Source organism: Streptomyces sp. B21-105, assembly GCF_036898465.1.
Taxonomy (GTDB): Bacteria; Actinomycetota; Actinomycetes; order Streptomycetales; family Streptomycetaceae; genus Streptomyces.
The window spans coordinates 8,265,518-8,280,915 of sequence record NZ_JARUMJ010000001.1; the positions used below are offsets into that span (position 1 = coordinate 8,265,518).

The 15,398-nt window shown below is 70.0% G+C and carries 17 protein-coding genes; 7 read left to right on the forward strand and 10 right to left on the reverse strand.

Annotated features, from left to right (window positions below; genetic code table 11):
* Positions 1-9 precede the first annotated feature (9 nt).
* Together QA802_RS36970 and QA802_RS36975 are read right to left on the reverse strand one after the other, a co-directional pair.
* Positions 10-273: a hypothetical protein gene (locus tag QA802_RS36970; RefSeq protein ID WP_334532249.1), complete on the reverse strand. Its 264-nt coding sequence runs from the start codon at positions 271-273 to the stop codon at positions 10-12.
* A 64-nt stretch (positions 274-337) separates the two neighbouring features.
* On the reverse strand, positions 338-676 hold the full coding sequence (locus QA802_RS36975) for a hypothetical protein (RefSeq protein ID WP_334532252.1): 339 nt from the start codon (positions 674-676) through the stop codon (positions 338-340).
* Between the two features lie 117 nt (positions 677-793).
* Here QA802_RS36975 and QA802_RS36980 point away from each other — a divergent pair, with 117 nt between their 5' ends.
* The gene (locus tag QA802_RS36980) at positions 794-2,155 is read left to right on the forward strand and encodes an endonuclease domain-containing protein (protein WP_334532255.1); all 1,362 of its coding nucleotides are present in this window, start codon (positions 794-796) and stop codon (positions 2,153-2,155) included.
* Positions 2,156-2,758: 603 nt separating this feature from the next.
* Here the strand turns inward: QA802_RS36980 and QA802_RS36985 are convergent.
* Complete coding sequence (locus QA802_RS36985) at positions 2,759-2,992, reverse strand: hypothetical protein (RefSeq protein WP_334532258.1); 234 nt, start codon at positions 2,990-2,992, stop codon at positions 2,759-2,761.
* A gap of 131 nt (positions 2,993-3,123) precedes the next feature.
* Here QA802_RS36985 and QA802_RS36990 point away from each other — a divergent pair, with 131 nt between their 5' ends.
* Positions 3,124-3,318 carry a DUF397 domain-containing protein gene (locus tag QA802_RS36990; protein ID WP_334535120.1) on the forward strand — a complete coding sequence of 65 codons (195 nt, stop codon included), beginning with the start codon at positions 3,124-3,126 and terminating at the stop codon, positions 3,316-3,318.
* Positions 3,319-3,481: 163 nt separating this feature from the next.
* On the opposite strand, the gene QA802_RS36995 is transcribed toward QA802_RS36990, so the two are convergent.
* The 4 genes from QA802_RS36995 to QA802_RS37010 all read right to left on the reverse strand — a co-directional run bounded on the left by QA802_RS36995 (position 3,482) and on the right by QA802_RS37010 (position 8,674).
* Positions 3,482-4,591, reverse strand: a complete 1,110-nt coding sequence (locus tag QA802_RS36995) for a hypothetical protein (protein WP_334532261.1) — start codon at positions 4,589-4,591, stop codon at positions 3,482-3,484.
* A gap of 37 nt (positions 4,592-4,628) precedes the next feature.
* On the reverse strand, positions 4,629-6,839 hold the full coding sequence (locus QA802_RS37000) for a competence protein CoiA family protein (protein WP_334532264.1): 2,211 nt from the start codon (positions 6,837-6,839) through the stop codon (positions 4,629-4,631).
* Positions 6,840-6,872: 33 nt separating this feature from the next.
* A complete protein-coding gene (locus QA802_RS37005; RefSeq protein ID WP_334532267.1) occupies positions 6,873-7,955 on the reverse strand; it encodes a PASTA domain-containing protein in 1,083 nt (360 codons plus the stop codon).
* A gap of 77 nt (positions 7,956-8,032) precedes the next feature.
* On the reverse strand, positions 8,033-8,674 hold the full coding sequence (locus tag QA802_RS37010) for a DEAD/DEAH box helicase (RefSeq protein ID WP_443042318.1): 642 nt from the start codon (positions 8,672-8,674) through the stop codon (positions 8,033-8,035).
* A 140-nt stretch (positions 8,675-8,814) separates the two neighbouring features.
* Between QA802_RS37010 and QA802_RS37015 the strand changes: the two genes are divergently transcribed.
* The 5 genes from QA802_RS37015 (at position 8,815) to QA802_RS37035 (ending at position 12,246) form a co-directional block, all read left to right on the forward strand.
* Positions 8,815-8,979, forward strand: a complete 165-nt coding sequence (locus QA802_RS37015; RefSeq protein WP_334532269.1) for a hypothetical protein — start codon at positions 8,815-8,817, stop codon at positions 8,977-8,979.
* A 97-nt stretch (positions 8,980-9,076) separates the two neighbouring features.
* A complete protein-coding gene (locus QA802_RS37020; protein WP_334532272.1) occupies positions 9,077-9,394 on the forward strand; it encodes a hypothetical protein in 318 nt (105 codons plus the stop codon).
* Positions 9,395-9,463: 69 nt separating this feature from the next.
* Positions 9,464-10,162 (forward strand): hypothetical protein, encoded by a 699-nt coding sequence (locus QA802_RS37025; RefSeq protein ID WP_334532275.1) that lies wholly within the window; start codon positions 9,464-9,466, stop codon positions 10,160-10,162.
* Between the two features lie 212 nt (positions 10,163-10,374).
* Positions 10,375-11,025 (forward strand): sigma-70 family RNA polymerase sigma factor, encoded by a 651-nt coding sequence (locus QA802_RS37030; protein WP_443042231.1) that lies wholly within the window; start codon positions 10,375-10,377, stop codon positions 11,023-11,025.
* A 120-nt stretch (positions 11,026-11,145) separates the two neighbouring features.
* Positions 11,146-12,246, forward strand: coding sequence for a magnesium and cobalt transport protein CorA (locus QA802_RS37035; RefSeq protein WP_334532278.1), 1,101 nt, complete (start codon positions 11,146-11,148; stop codon positions 12,244-12,246).
* Between the two features lie 49 nt (positions 12,247-12,295).
* On the opposite strand, the gene QA802_RS37040 is transcribed toward QA802_RS37035, so the two are convergent.
* The 3 genes from QA802_RS37040 to QA802_RS37050 all read right to left on the reverse strand — a co-directional run bounded on the left by QA802_RS37040 (position 12,296) and on the right by QA802_RS37050 (position 15,229).
* Positions 12,296-13,066 (reverse strand): methyltransferase domain-containing protein, encoded by a 771-nt coding sequence (locus QA802_RS37040; RefSeq protein ID WP_334532281.1) that lies wholly within the window; start codon positions 13,064-13,066, stop codon positions 12,296-12,298.
* A 169-nt stretch (positions 13,067-13,235) separates the two neighbouring features.
* On the reverse strand, positions 13,236-13,937 hold the full coding sequence (locus QA802_RS37045; RefSeq protein WP_334532284.1) for a response regulator: 702 nt from the start codon (positions 13,935-13,937) through the stop codon (positions 13,236-13,238).
* A complete protein-coding gene (locus tag QA802_RS37050) occupies positions 13,934-15,229 on the reverse strand; it encodes a sensor histidine kinase (protein WP_334532287.1) in 1,296 nt (431 codons plus the stop codon). The genes QA802_RS37045 and QA802_RS37050 overlap by 4 nt, the downstream gene beginning before the upstream one ends.
* Between the last annotated feature and the right edge of the window lie 169 nt (positions 15,230-15,398).

The window sequence follows — 15,398 nt, forward strand, 5'->3', positions numbered from 1 at the left end:
ACTGACCCCTCATAGGACGGCGGGCTCCTGGAAGCCGTTCGTGGTGATGTGGGCAATGGCTGACGGATGCCTGGTCAGCCACTCGCCGCACACGCGCCAGCGGGGAGAGGTGCCGTCGCTGAACTCAGGTCGCACTTCCGCGACGAGCTTGTGGTCGCAGACGCCGCGCGAGGCCATGGAGCAGATCATATCGCCCTGTTGCTGGATGGCCGGTACGTATGGATGGATCGAAAGGATCGGAGAGCGCATCTCCTGCGCTGCTGAATGAGGCATGCCACGGAGGGTAACAACACGGTTTCGCCGGCTGCTTACGTGCCGTGAGACGCCCGGTCGGCGGTCACGATTCGTCCTCGTCTCCCAACTCGTTGACGAGCGGTACGAGGAGGGGGTGGACGGAGAAGCCGGACGCGGGGCCCGGGCCTGCGTCGTATTCGGCCTTCAGAACCCGGACGGCCGACTCCGGGATCTTTCCCAGGCTTCGGAGCAGGCCGGTAATGCGCGTGACCGGTTTGGTGAAGCCTCTCAGGGAGCGGCCTTCGGGGTACTGGCAGACGTCGAAGACACTCTTGGCGTCCGCGACAGCATCCAGCTCGGCGGCGTACTTGCTCTGTTGGCCAATGTGTCCTTGTTCATGATCTCGTACATCAACTCGTGGACGGTGCGGGAACCTTGCCATCACATAAGGTGATCGGAAACCGTACGACGCGACGTCGCCGCCCAGTTGCGAGTGGCGGCCCCGTTGACCGAGGCGCTTGGGACCCGTTGCCGCGCTACGGGCCGTTAGCCTGTCGGTATGCCGGAGCGTGTTATGCCCCCTCGTACGGACGGCCTGATCACCCTTGCTGCCGCGGACGCTCTGTGGGTCGATCTGACGGCCGACAGTGCTGTGCCGACGGCTTCTGGGGCATTCACCTGTACTCCTGCCCATGCCCGGGCGGGGTACGTCCTGCTCGGCGGCCTTGTGGTAACGACGGTGAGGGCGAGCGGCGGTCAGTGGAGTGTTCCGGAGGGTGAGTTGCGCCGGGCGGCCGCGGAGCTGAACGCGGTGGGGGTGGACCGGCGGGACCTGGTCCGCATCGGTCCGTTTCGTGGGGCGCCGAGGCAGGAGTGTGACGAGGGGACGCGGCTGCGTTGGCGCCGGCGCGTCACGGGTGAACTGCGGGAGCCGGGCGGCCCCGAGCGGGCAGCACGACGTGAAGTCGGCCGGCCGCACCATCTGGCGGGGATCGACTGGCGGCAGATGCTCGTGGAGCAGATTCGCGACGGGACGCAGCAGACGTGGTGGCTGCCACGCGCCGTGGTCAGGCTGCTGGACGCGGCCGAGCACGCCGAAACGCAGTGGGGGCAAGCCGCGCGGACCCGCCAAGCAAGCGAAGCCGCCACCGAGCCGCCCTCCCACCCCCGGCAGGCCCGAGACACCGACGGTCGGCAAGACGTCGACGGTCGGCAGACGCCGATACCCGAGGGTCCCACCGCCTCACCGCGCCCGTACAACGCGGAACTGGAAGGCCAGCTGTACTCGGTGCTCAGCAGGAAGCCCGGTATCTCCCGCAAAGTGGCCGCGTGGGCGTGCGCCGTCTGCCGCACCGCGCCCGCCACCGTGCTCGACCACTGCCACGAACACGGCTACGTCCGCGCCCCCGTCTGCCAGTCCTGCAACACACTCGAACGTCCCGACCACCTGTACAACAACGACATCCGGGTGGCGAACCGCTACACACGCCTCTTCCACACCGACTCCGGCGACTGGCTCCGGCACTGGCACCGCTGCCCCGGCTGCCGCGCCCGCACCACCCTGCCCCTGCCGCACCTCGCCGCATGGACCGCCCACACAGCCTGCCGATCGCTGCGCCCGACCCACCGAGCCTCCCGCGGGCGCACGCCCTGCGGTGTCCTGCGCGTGTCCTGGACGGGCAGTCAGAACGCCCCCCGTTCCTGCCTGCTCACGGTCACCGTCGACTGCTGCCCCTCCGGCGAGCACCGTGTCCTGGCGCAAGTCCCCTACCGCGAAGCCGTCGAGCGGTTCCGCGTCTGGCTGGCCGAGACGGCCCCTGCCGTGGCCGCCGCGGCCGGTCCCGACCGAGTGGACGACCTCCCCGCCCAGCCCCGCCCGGTCATCGCGGACACCAGCGGCGAGGGCCTGGCACTGTTCTGAGCGGGCACCGGGAGACCTGACACCCCTACATCACCCCCGCAGCCGTCGGCCCCGACACGGTCACCCCGCCCGCCCGGCGGAACGCGCGGCAGAACCTCACCGGGACTCCCGCAGAATGCCCCGCGTTCATACCGGGGGTGAACGCTCGATCCTCGTCGATGTCGGTCAGCTCAACTCCGCGCGCACGGCCGAATCCCGGGTTCCGTGGGCGGTGAAGTGGACCCGGTCGGTTACGGGGGACGCCCGGTCGGGCGATGGCGCGACTACCGGTAGCGTGGACCGTCGCGGCCGGTCCGGCAGCGCGGGCACCGGCACGGGGGCCACATGAGGGACACCGGCGGGAGTGTGCCCGTGCCGGGGGCGCATGCGGTCGGCTCTGTCACGCCGACCCGGCGCCCGTCGTTATCGAGGCGGTAGGCGCTGATGGTCAGGCGGGACCTGCCCGGTTCGGGAGGGGTTCCGGCGATCACCGCTCGCCCTCCGACGTGTGACAGCGGGCCGATGTGTGACAGGGGTTCGGGCGGTTCGGGCAGCGCCCCATCAGAGGGGGACCGACGCCCGGGCCGTGGCCGAGGCCCAGCGCCTTCACCGTGCGCCCGACGCTCACCGCTCGCCACCGCGGCGGGACGCGGGCGGCAGCGACAGGACATCCGGCACATGCGGGAAGTGCGGGGCGCAGTCCCGGCACGCGTAAACCGTGAAGCCGGGACCGGAGCCCTGGTGCACCACGGAGACGACGACCGGCGTATCGGTGATCGCACAGCAGCGCACACACATACGCACCGGCGCACGCGTCCCACCCGGGGCCGTCTCGGAACGCTCGCTCTGCTCGCTCACCGGGCCACCGCCTCAGCGACGACCACATGCCGGTCAAGGTCGATGCCGAAATCGGCGGCCATGAGCATGACGACACGGCGCTGCCGCTGCCGCGCCCACTCACGTTTCCGCTCCCGCTCAGCGAGAACGACATACGGTCGGACCACGGCAGTCGCCTCGCCGGGCAACGGCTCCGCTACAGCGGCACCCAGGGTGACGACTGCGTGGAGATCGCCCTCACCGAACAGGCCATCTGCGTACGGGACTCCAAGGACGTGACGCGCCCGTACTTCGCCGTCGGGCGTGAGGAGTGGTCGCGGTTCGTGGGGTTCGTCTCGGAGGTCTGAAGAGTTCATGGGTGGCACTCGGGCCATGAAGTGGCCCCGATCGGCTACGAACGCCGACCGGGGCCCAACCCGCCTGTCAGGCGCGGGCTTACACGGGTCTGCCCGACCGAAGAAGCCCCTCCGCCTATGGGATTCGTTTGCTGCCAGGCCTCTGGTGACGTCGTCAGCCTCGACGACAGCGATCCTGAAGCTCGGAGATGACGGCTTCCTCGCGTGAGTTGACGTCGCCGTCCACAGCGGCCACCTGGTTGGCCACGTCGAGGAGGTCGCTCAGATCTCCTGACTCGGCATCCAGGCGCTCCCACACCTCGGCGGGGTCGATGTCGACAAGGCGAGCGAGCTGTTCATCGACGACCTGATGCCGCTCCCGGACCAGTCTCACCAGGTGGCGCATCAACAGCGTCTCATCGTCAGCGATCTTGCGGTTCGCCCTGATGACCAGCCAAGCGACCCACAGCATCGCCTGTGGGTGCCGACTCCGCTTGCTCAGTCTTTCGGCGACTTCCATCACCCGTGCCTCGTTGCGGAAGACGGCTTGCGCGTGCCGTCCCGCGACCAGTGTCGTATAGCGGTTCAACACCACCGCGAGGGGTACGCCGACCACCGGGATGCCGATCTTGATGACGTTGCGCTGCAGGAGAAACTTCCCGACGACGGGGAGCCCTCTCGCGGCGCTCAGCACCCCCTTGGAGTAGAAGCGCTTGATCACCTGCCGTACCACGAGCGGCACCGCCTTGAGCGCGCTTTCCTGGACCACTTCCCCACTCTTGATCGTGAAGGCTACTCGTATGAGTTTCCACAGGTCCTCGGGGTCGGACAGGTCGAGCGGGACCTGGTAGAGGACTGCGATGTCGTAGGCCAGGCGGAGCTGGAGCCGGCTGGTGAACGCGACATCGACCATCATCGTCGCGACGGCGGCCGGGACGGTGGCCGGAGAGGCCCCGCCAAGGGTTCCGATGGTGGATGCGACGGCCGCCGTGTAAGCCCCGGCGGAGAGTCCGCCCTCGATGGCGGCGTACCGGGCCGCCATCTTGATCCGCTGATCGACGATGCCGTCCGGGGGCACGCCCTCGTAGCGTTCCTGGAAGTACTGCCAGTCGACCTTCGTGGTGTAGGAACTCATGGCCTGAGCACAGAGCTTGGTGAACCAGTTGCCCGACTTGATGTCGTCCGCGCTCAGGCTCTTGACGAACTCGCGTATCTCGGAGCGCTCTTGCTCGACGGCCGTCCGGTCGGCATCGTCGTCGGCGGCGTCAGTCGGGGGTTTGGGCATGGTGGGGTCTCCTGAGTTCGTTTCCATCGGGGTGACGTCAGCGCAGTTCGGAGTGGCGACGCAGTGCCATGCGCCAGTGCATGAACAGGGCCTCGGGCGGGGGAGCGATCCGGTCCAGGTTGAAAAGGATCTGCTGATACAGCGGATGCGGCCGTTCGTCTCCGTGCGCGGTGACCAGGGCGGACAGCGGAGGTCGGTCGTCGGGTGTTTCACGGTCGGCCTCGACCAGTACGGCGATCTTGTCGTCGGGGTGGAGAGCCGCGAGGGGAGCCCCGATCCGCAGCGCCAGCTCGCCCCATGTCGTCGTACGGCGTTCACGCGCGCTCTGCCGCAGCGCGACGCGCACGGCGACGGCGAGGCCGCGTATCTGTGACAGAGTCAGACGCTCGGTCATCCGCTCCAAGTGTCGCTGCCAGCGTGCGATGTCCTGGCGTTCCTCTGCTGCCAGACCGCCCCCGAGCTCCTCGGCTAGGTCGTTGGCGCTCCGTAGAGCAAGCCGCAGCTGGTCCGGATGGAGATCGTCTCCTTCGCGGTTGATCTCGTCAACGAGCGCTGACAGGCGCTCCCACGACTCGTGCAACTCGTCAGCGCGCCGGTTCACGAGCCAGTCGGTGAGATCCCGCAGGGTTTCGTGGGCATCAGTTGAAGGCGCGGCCCGTTCCGCCAGGAACAGGTTCTGCTCGTAGGCGTCGAGGTCACCGGCCTGCTGTGCCTCGTGCGTCAGGTCGAGCAGCGCGTCGAACGCGGCGCGGGACTCGGCCTCCTTGCGTCCGCTTCTGATCGGCGGCCGACGAGAGGCTTCATGAATGGGGCGAGACGGCGAGTTCGTCTGGCTTCTGCTTCTGCTGTAGGCCGCGTGCACGCGGCCACGCTCGCGGTTCCAGATGTCGAGCAACTCGGCGTCGGAGAGACTTTTCGTCCAGCCGAGTCCGTGCAGTACCTCGTTGAAGAACGAGGCTGGGCCGCCGTCTCGCCGCTTGATGAGGGATGACAGAACGGGCTTGCCCGGTGTCCGGGGCTGTTCGACCTGGAGGAGGAGTTCCCGCCACCGGTCCACGGAGAGTGTGTGGCCGTGGAGGGATGCTCCCTTGCACAGGGTTGCCGTCGTGACGACGTTCTTGCTCCGCGCGGTGTTCTCCAGCGTCTTGCGGAAAGAGGCGACGAGTTCGGCGTCAGAGGGTAGCGGGTGCGTCTCTGACGATGGCTCATGGGTGTCGGTGGATGCTGTGGCCCTGACCACGGGCCCGTCAGTGGCGTCGGTCCCGACGCGTTGCAGGTCACTGGCCTTGATCAGCCATGTGCCGTTGCTGTCGAGGGAGACAACGGCGTCCAGGGGTAGGTACGTGTGCTGACGCTCGGGCGAATCCGCGTGAGCGGGGAGCGACAGGCGGGCGTTGACGCGCAGGGAGACTTCGAACCAGTGATGGGTGTCGGTGGTGTGAGCCGGCGTGGCGTCGGTGATGAGTACGGAGGTCGGGGTGAGCGGCAGCCCGGACAGAGGACGGGCAGGTTCCACAGGTGCGGCGGCATGGCGTGGAACGATGCCGTCCGTTGTGTGGAGGAGGCTCGGGGTGACGATGCCTTCGGGGGTGAGCGTGCACTCCGAGAGGGAGGTCCACTCCACGGGCATGTCGGGGAACTGAGTCCCGATCTCCACCGCTCGTGTCACCCCGAGAGACCGGCACTGCACGCGGAGGGCGTACCCCTGCTGTTCGATCTGCCAGTTGGCCAGGAGGCTGTCGGGCCCGAAGAGCCAGTCGAGTTCCGAGTGCCGGAACCGCAGTTCCGTGTCGGCCTCCTCCCACTCCCGCTTCGACCGCCGAGCGAGCTGTACGCGTATGAGCTGGCGTCCAGTCCCGTAAGACACATCGACGGCATCGCGGACCTGGTGCCCCTTCGGCTTGTAGACGGGCTGGACCGCACCCTGCCCCTGCCGCTTCAGCCAGTCGGCGACGGTCCGTCCGATGTAGAGGTGGTCGGCGCTGTCCTCACCTGTCTCCGTGCGCCGACAGTGCACGGGCGGCCGGTGCGCGAAGTGGCATTTTTTGTCCGTGTACCGTTTCGGGGACAGTCTCTTGCCACAGCCGCCGAGCAGGACGCCGCAGTAGAAGTCGTCGCGCGTCCGACCTCGCATGAACCGGTCGAAGTCGTCATGGTCGTAGGGCAGGAACACCGGCCAGTCCGACTCGGCCCGGCCGATGACTGCGGTCTGGACCCTGCGCGTGTCTTCTTCCTGTGCGTACGGCAACGGGGGCTCCTGGTGACGGGTGGTGGTGGCGGGTCAGGCGCTACGCCAGCGGTTACGGCCGTCGGAGCCGGGGCCGCAGATCATGGGGGTTCCTGCCTTGGTGACGCCGGTCGCGCCGCGCGGGGAGCAGAACGAGCCGGGGTGGACCGTGCCGACGCCGTTGCCATCACCGGTGGAGTCGCCGGAGGAGGATGAGGAGCCTCCATCGGTCGAACCGCCGCCGGTCGTGTCGTCGTCGTAGTCGGGGTCGTTGGCGGGGATCTTGTAGGTTGCGCCCTTCGCCGACGGACAATCCTGGACGAGGTCTGCGTCGGTCCACTGGCCCAGGTCCAGGCGGACCGTGGTGGCGGGGTTGACCTCGGTTCCCTCGTCCGGGGACTGGAAGCACACCCGCCACTCGTTGCCGTCCTCCGCGGCCTCCTCGGCGGTCGGAGTGTCGATGTCGAGGTAGACGTCGTCGAGCGTGACGCGGTCGAGGTCGATACCGGCCTGCTTCAGATCCTCGACGGCCTTGTTGTAGGTGGCGCCGACGACGTCCGGCATCTTCGGCCACGGGAGCGGGCCGCCGTCCTTCTCAGGGCACGGCTCGAGGCTCTTGACGGCCGCGAAGTCGATGGTCTTTGCGGCTGCGTCGGCCACCTGAAAGCACACGGTCCATCCGGACCTCAGGACGATCACGCGATCTTCGTCGGACGCGTCATGGTGGGCCGCGGTGTAGCCGGTGGCGCGGGCCTGCTTCTCGGCCTCGTCCAGTTGCTGTCCGACGTAGTCAACGGCGATGGCGGGCTGGGACTTCTTGGACGCGGTCGGGGATGCCTGGGCGGATTCGCCGCTCGCCCCGCCCGCGTGCGCTGACTTGGTGCCGTTGGCGTCGAGCTGTCCACCCAGTCCTGCCCCGACCGTCAGGAGGAGCAGGGCTCCGACTGTCGCTCCGAGCCTGGCGAACCAGCGCCACGGTGGCAGCACCCACACGGCCACCATGGCGGCGATCATCACGAGGAAACCCAGGGCGAAGCTGAACGCGCCGAGCAGGGCGACCAGGGCGAGGATGCCGAGCACGGCCTGTGTGCTCTTCCACCAAGGACGGGACAGGGCCGGGGCATTGTACGGATTCACGTGGTGCTCAACTCCTTAAGTGCGAGCCCGGGCACGGTGGGCTCACACCGGCCCTCGCACGGACCGGGTTCGGGCTGTCAGGCGGAGTGTCTGGGGCCGTGGCCCGGGGCCGGGGTGAGGGTGGAGGTGTAGTTCTCACCTTCGACGAGCGGGTTCTCCAGGGTGAGGCCGGCGGCGGCCATGCGGTCGTACTCGGCAAGGGTCAGTTCCTCGGTGCGGTACGAGCCGTGGCTGTTGGCGAGCGCGTTCATCGGGTAGACGATGATTGCCCGCACCCGCTTGGGAGCCTTCGGCCCCTCGGTGTCCCGTTGATGGAGCACCTTGGTCACGATGGGGACGATGTACGCGAGCGGCTTGCCGGAACCGGTGCCCGTCGTCAGGACGTACGCCGCCCCGGACGCGGCGGCGTCGACGGCCTCGCGCTGGTGCTGGTGGAGCATCAGCGGGCGGCAGTGCGGGACCGTGCCGCCCTCGGTCTTCCTCGCCTGGAAGATACGCGCGCGCTCGTCGTGCAGGACCTTCTGTCCGGCGAGTTCGACGACCGTGCCGCCGCCCTGGAAGAACGGGTTCAGCGACAGCCACGGGTCGGGCCACTGCGACTTGCTGTTGAGGTCGTCCTCGACGAACGCCGCGACGCGGTCGCCACGGATGACGGTGCCGCCCTGCGTGAAGGAGCGGTAGTCCTTGATGAGCGCGCGGTGGACGCCGAAGACGTCCATACCCGCGCCCGAGGCGGTGACGAGAGTCGGCCTCGCGGAGTCCGCCTTCGGGACGGAGGCCTGCGCCGCGGGGTCGCGCAGTAGGTGGGTGTGGGAGCCGGGCTTTGCCACAGGGGGGTCGGCCGGCTCGCGGCCCCGGAATGAAAGCCGGCCTGGCGGAACTGCTGACCCGTCTGCGTAGTGCGGCGGTCGACGTTGCCGTGCCGGAAGCCGTGTTCCTGGAGCATGTGGGCGCGCTGGGGCTCGGTGACGTCAAGCAGGAGCGTCTCCGTGACGAACTCGCAGCGCTGGGCCTGCCCACCTGAAGGCGGTGATGCATGCAGACGGTGACGGTCCGGATGCGAAAAAGGTTGCAGGGATCCGTGAAGAAAATGTGTCCAGTCCCGTTTTCCCTCCCAGGACGTGGCCCGGGCACTGCTGAGCCGGTACGTCGACCCCGACGGATATGTGGCCGCAAGCGCAGTGGACGGCGTCGCCCGTCTGGCCGGCCTCGACACGCGGGAAGCGGCGGTCCTGCGCGCCGGGGCCCGGGTACGGTCCGAGACCGTCGTGACGTCGCGGTCGGCGACGATGACGGAAGCGGAGGCCGCGGTCGGGCTCCCCGGCGCCGCGGAACACGTTCCGGAAGACGTCTCGCCGCAGGATGTCCGTGACCTTGCCACCCCCCCCACGCCGTTCTCCCGCATCGCGCTGTGTCCCGTATCACTCCTGTCGACGTGAGTGCGGGGCCGGGGTGTGGCGCGTACCCATCTGTGGCGGGCGGGGCCCGGATGCGAGGATGAGGCCGTCATGACTGCTGGGTGGGGTGCGCGCACGGTACGCGCCGCGGTGTTCGCGGCCGTCTGTGTGCTGCTCGCCGCCCTCGGACACGTACTCATGTCGGGCTCCTCCGTGCCGTGGTGGACGATGGCCGCCGGGTTCGCCGCCACAGCCGGCGTCGGCTGGACTCTGACGGGGCGTGAGCGCGGACTTCCGCTGGTGGTGACCGTCGTGGTCGTCGCGCAGGGGGCGCTGCACTCGGCCTTCTCGTGGGGCCGGTCGGCCGCGCCGGCGTCGGGGAACGGTTCCGCGGCACGGGGCATGAGCGGTATGCCGACTGGCTCGATGTCCATGGACGCCCTGGACGCCATGGACATGGGCTCGCTGGGTTCCATGGGCATGGGGCATGCGGCGCATGCCGAGCACCTCGGGCACATGGGCCACGGCGCCGGCGGCATGTCGTCGTCGGGCATGCTCGCCGCCCATACGCTGGCCGCCCTGCTGACCGGTCTGTGGCTGGCCCACGGCGAGCGCGCCGCGTTCCGGCTCCTGCGCACCGTCGCCGGACGGCTCGCCGCGCCGCTGTTCCTGCCGTTCGCGGCCCTGTCCGTCCCGCCGCGCCGGCCCAGCCTGCGGCCGACGCGCGAGCGCGCCGAGCCGATCCCGCGGCTGGCGCTCACGCACACGATCATCTCTCGGGGGCCTCCGGCCGGGACCGCTGTCGTCTGAGACAGCCGGTTTCCCGAAGCCGTCCTGCCGCCGTCGCGTTCGTCGCGTTCGTCGGCCCCGAGGCTTCGGGCGCGGGGCGTGCCTACGTCGCACGTCCCCGTCCCTATCTCCCTCCCGTCCCGGGACGTTCCGCAGGGCCTGTGGCACGCCGCTCCGTGCCTCGCTCAGCTGTGCCGCGCCGAGCGTCCGGGACCACCCGAGAAGGACATCAGGTGATCACTCCTGTCCTCCCCCTGCCCCCGGCGCCGTCCGATCAGCACCTCAGGACGACGCCGCCCGACGATGCGGCCACCGGCTGGGCTCTCGCCGCCCGCGCCGGCGACCCCGAAGCCGTCGACCGGTTCGTGCGCGCCCTGCGTCCGGACGTCGTCCGCTACGTCACGTATCTCTCCGCGGACCGGCAGCTGGCCGACGACCTCGCGCAGGACACGTTCCTGCGGGCGCTCGGCAGTCTGCACCGATTCGAGGGGCGCTCGTCGGCACGCACCTGGCTGCTGTCCATCGCACGCCGCACGGTCGTCGACAGCCTGCGCCACGCGGCCGCCCGGCCGCGACGGGCCGACGTGGACGACTGGACGGTCTGGGCCGAGCGCGCCCAGCCCGCCGGCCTGCCCGGCTTCGACGACGGTGTGGCCCTGCTCGACCTGCTGGACGCGCTGCCCGCCGATCGCCGGGAGGCGTTCGTCCTCACGCAGTTGGCGGGCCTGCCCTATGCGGAGGCCGCCGAGGCCGGTGGCTGCCCGGTCGGGACGATCCGCTCGAGGGTGGCACGGGCCCGCGCGACCCTCGTCGACTTCCTCGAAGAAGCAGAGAGGGGAGAGGGGGGCGAGGGGGTCGAGGTCCTGGCGGCTGTCGCCGCCTGATCGGAGGGCCGCCGCCGGAACGTCCGTGCCCTGCGGGGCCCGGCGTTCCGGCCGGTCCGGTCGACGTGAGGGTCACGGCGGTTTGGCACACTGTCCACACCCCGGTGAAAGAGGTCCCGTATGTCGATGGTCGGCCACCTGCGCAAAGTCGCGAACCTGGCGCGGCGCAGCCGACGGCGGCGCGTGGACCTCAGCCACCCGGCCCGCTCCCCGCTCGGCTCGACGGTCGTCAACTGCGTCGTCTACCGCGACGGAGTCCGTAGGCCGACGACCGGCTCCGTGGAGGAGGCCGTGCGATACGTCCGCAAGCAGCGGGACGGATTCGTCTGGCTGGGCCTGCACGAACCCAGCGCGGAGGAATTCGCCGGAGCCGCCGAGCTCTTCGGTCTGCATCCGCTCGCCGCCGAGGACGCCGTCCATGCCCACCAGCGACCCAAGGTCGAGCAGTACGGCGACGTCCTGTTCGCCGTGTTCAACACCGTCACCTACGTCGAACACGCCGAACTGACCACGTCCAGCGAGGTCGTCGACACCGGGTCGATCATGGTCTTCACCGGGCCCGACTTCGTCGTCACCGTCCGCCACGGCCGGCACGGCTCCCTCGGGCCCATGCGGGAGGACCTCGAGGCGGACCCGCAGCAACTGGCCAAGGGCCCCTCCGCCGTCCTGCACGCCATCGCCGACCACGTCGTCGACGACTACGTCACCGTCGCGGACGCGGTCCAGAACGACATCGAGCAGGCCGAGACCGAGGTCTTCTCCCCGCTCAGCCCCCGAAACGCCGACGCCGGCCGGATCTACCAGCTCAAACGCGAACTCCTCGAATTCAGGCGGGCCGTCGTCCCGCTCACCCGCCCTCTGGACCGGCTCGCCACCGAGCCGAGGAGCTGTGTCGACCCGGAGATCCAGACGTACTTCCGCAACGTCGCCGGCCATCTCCTGCGCGTCACCGAGCAGATCACCGCCTTCGACGCCTTGATCGACTCGATCCTCCAGGCCCACCTGGCGCAGGTCACCGTCGCCCAGAACGAGGACATGCGCAAGATCACCGCCTGGGCGGCGATCATCGCCGTACCCACCATGGTGTGCGGCGTCTACGGCATGAACTTCGACCACATGCCCGAGCTGCGCTGGCGCTTCGGCTACCCCCTCGCCCTCGCCGTCATGGCCATCGCCTGTGTCGTCATCCACCGGGGCTTCAAACGCAACGGCTGGCTGTAGGGCGTGTGCGCGGAATGCGCAGGGAGCGTCAGGCGGTGGACCGGCTGCGTCAGGCCGCCTTGCGGAAGACGAGGACCTCCGTGGAGGCGACGCCCATCGGAGCCAGGAAGCCGGCCTCCAGGCCGCAGCCGAGGGACGCGAAGAGGTCCACGCACATTCCGCGAGGCATGGCGGCCGGGAAGGAGCCGTGCCCCGTCCCGCCCCTCGTCGCCCAGGTGCGTACCGCCGCCGGGTCCAGGCAGGCCTCGGTCATGACGTCGAAGACGATCCGGCCACCGGGCCGCGTCACACGCGCCATCTCGAAGAAGTAGCGGGCGGCGCAGAGGAAGGTCACGGTGTTGAAGACCTTGTGCGCCTGAACGAGGTCGACGCTGGCGTCGGGTGTCGGCGCGAGAGAGGACCCCTCGGTCGGCCGGGCGATCACGCCGAACGTGTCCACCAGGTAGCCGGCCCAGGGCGCCGCCGTCTCGTAGATCTCGTAGCGGTCCGGCGAGCACTCCTTCAGCGTCTTCTCCAGGTACCGCCCGGACCCGGGTCCGATCTCCAACACGGTGGCCGGGCCGGCGGCGAAGACGCCGAGAGCGCGTAGTTCGTCGATGGTGGCCTGGGTGGCGCCCGGCGTCCCGTTCATGACCGTGTCGATGTGGTCGCCGACCGACAGACCGGCCGCCCGTGCGGCCCGCATCGTCGCCTCGAAGGGGATGAAGTCGTCCACGCCCCCCAGGTTGTTGCTGCTGCGCACGATGTCGAATCCCGTGCGGCCCACGAGCCGCTTGACCCCGGACTTCCAGGCCGACGTGCCCTTGCCCGCTGCGCCCATCAGGCATCCCCCAAGGTCGTTGCCACCCTTGACGTCAGCATAGGATTTTCGGACATGGGCCCGCAGCGGGACGGCGAATTCGCCGAGTCGGGGCGCCTCGCCGAGTCGCCGAGTGGACCCGTCGCTGAGACGCCGGGACGCCGCGTCCACCGGTGACCGCCATCGCGCCTCACGGGTGTCCGGCGGCCGGTTGCGCGGGCGTCCGCTCGCCCACGCTGACCAGTCCGGTCTCGTAGGCGGCGATGACGGCCTGGACGCGGTCGCGCAGTTGCAGCTTGCCGAGGACGCGCGAGACATGGGTCTTGACGGTGGTCTCGGCCAGATGCAGACGGCCGGCCACTTCGGCGTTGCTCAGTCCGCGAGCGACCAGACCCAGGACTTCGCGTTCGCGCGAGGTCAGCGAGGCCAGGTCGCGGTGGATCGCGGCGCTCTGGCTCCCTTGCCGAGTGAACCGTTCGACGAGACGCCGGGTGACGGCCGGCGCGAGCAGGGCGTCGCCCGAGCGGACCGTGCGGACGGCGGAGATCAGCTGCTCCGGGGTGACGTCCTTGAGGAGGAAGCCGCTGGCGCCGGCGGACAGGGCCGCGTAGACGTACTGGTCGAGGTCGAAGGTGGTCAGGATGATCACGCGGGGCTCGCCCGGAACGCCCGTGAGGATACGGCGGGTGGCCTCCAGGCCGTCCATCTCCGGCATCCGGACGTCCATCAGGACCACGTCGGGCCGGGTGCGCCGGACCGCGTCGACGGCCTCGGCCCCGTCGGTGGCCTCGGCGACCACCTCGATGCCGTCGGAGCGCAGGATCATCCGGAAGCCGGTGCGGACGAGGGTCTGGTCGTCGGCGAGCACCACGCGGGGCGGCGGCTCGGTCACGGTGCCTCCAGGGGGATGAGTGCCTCGACACGGTAACCACCCGTGAGGCGCCGGCCGGTGTCCAGGGTTCCGTCGTAGACGGAGAGGCGCTCGCGCAGGCCGAGCAGCCCGAGCCCGTTGCCGGCGGCCGCGCCCGGGCCGGGAGCACCGCCGGTGTCGGAGACCTCCACCCGCAGCAGGTCGGGGGAGTAGTCGACACGGACGGTCGCCCGCGCTCCGGCGGCGTGTTTCACCGTGTTGGTCAGCGCCTCCTGGACCACGCGGTACGCGGTGAGCCCGATGCCGGGCGGTACGGGGCGGGCCACTCCGGTGACCTCGAGGTCGACCGGCAGGCCGGTGTCACGGACCCGCCCGACGAGCGTTTCCAGCTGCTTCAGGCCCGGTTGCGGGGCCAGCTCCCCGCCGCGGTCCGCGGCGTGGTCGTCGCCGTCCATGGTGAGCAGGCCCATGACGTGACGCAGATCGGTCATCGCGGCCCGTCCGCTCGCCTCGACGGCGAGCAGCGCCTCGTCGGCCTCGTCGGGGACGGCCCTCATGACCCTGCGGGCGGCGCCGGCCTGGATGACCATGACGCTGACGTTGTGGGTGACGACGTCGTGCAGTTCGCGGGCGATCCTGGCGCGTTCCTCGGCGACGGCCCGGCGCAGCGCGGCGGCCTGCTCGTGTTCCACGGCGGTCAGCCGCGCGCGGCCCTCGTCGGTCCGCACCCGCCAGGTCCGCAGGCCGTTGGCGGCCATCGCCAGCGGCCCGAGGATCCACAGGACCACGTACTCGTTCGGGACGATGCCCGGCTGGTACGGGTAGACGTGCGTGGTCGAGGAGCCCGACGTGTACACCAGGAGGACCGCCGTCGGGAGTGCCACCAGGGTGGGGATGCGGTACGGGCTGTACGCGGCGGCGCTGTACACGGCGACGACGAGGGGGTAGAAGGTCAGCCGGGCGACGTCCTGCGGGGTGAGCAGGGCCAGGCAGGTCACCGCGCAGAGCACGGCCAGCGGAAAGCGGCGGCGCATCACCAGTGCGCCGGAGGTGACGAGCGCCAGGGCGCTCAGGGCGATCGCGGCGGGCATCCCGGCCGGGTGGATCGCCTTGCCCACACCGGGGAGGATCTCGCGGACCTGGTTGTCCGCGACGTCGACGGCGTAGTACACGGTGGTGACGGCGAAGGCCGCCGCCAGCGCCAGGTCGAACTGTCGGCCGCGCCGGGTGAGGCGCGGTGCCGGCCCGGTCGGGCACAGCGCATGGCGGGCTGCCTCACGGACCCGGTCCACCACGGTCGTCTCGTTCGTCACCGGCACATTCTCGTCGTCTGCCCGCCCCCGTGGGATCCGTCACGGAGATCACTTCCGGCGCACCTCCTACGCCGGTCGACTACTTCTCAGGGAGGACCCCGGCAGGCCCTCGTTCCCACGGAGGACCGCGAACGGCTCGGGCGAAGGACGTGGCCGGCCCCGATGCCCG